The organism is Cryobacterium sp. 10I1, from assembly GCF_035019805.1.
GTDB classification, from domain to species: domain Bacteria; phylum Actinomycetota; class Actinomycetes; order Actinomycetales; family Microbacteriaceae; genus Cryobacterium; species Cryobacterium glucosi.
The window spans coordinates 1-308 of sequence record NZ_JASJVF010000624.1; the positions used below are offsets into that span (position 1 = coordinate 1).

Here is a 308-nt window from a genome sequence, read left to right on the forward strand (position 1 = left end):
ACGTTGCAGACTCCGGCGGCACCGCGGGCGGTGAGCCGTATGGTAGCTATCTGGCCGGCAGACTGGCCGAATTCGCGACGAGGGAGTCAGACCAGTCGCAGCGTCAGAGCGAACTCGACGCGGCCGAAGCCGCAGCCCCGGCGGCGCGCACGGAGGTGGAACGACTCTATGCGGACATCGAGGCGCTCAATGTCGCCGCCGTGCCCGCCACGTGACGCGGCGCCGTTGTTGCCGAAAGCCGGCCGAGGTGCTCTGATGAGCGAATGAGCGAATCGCCCCTGCCCGTTCTGGCCACGAAGCTCTTCATC

At 67.5% G+C, this 308-nt stretch carries 1 protein-coding gene; it reads left to right on the plus strand.

Annotation, left to right across the window (positions count from 1 at the left end; genetic code table 11):
* Window positions 1-215, plus strand: a 215-nt coding sequence (locus tag QN345_RS20055) for a hypothetical protein (protein WP_323509244.1), incomplete at its 5' end; no start/stop codon positions are given.
* Window positions 216-308 lie beyond the last annotated feature (93 nt).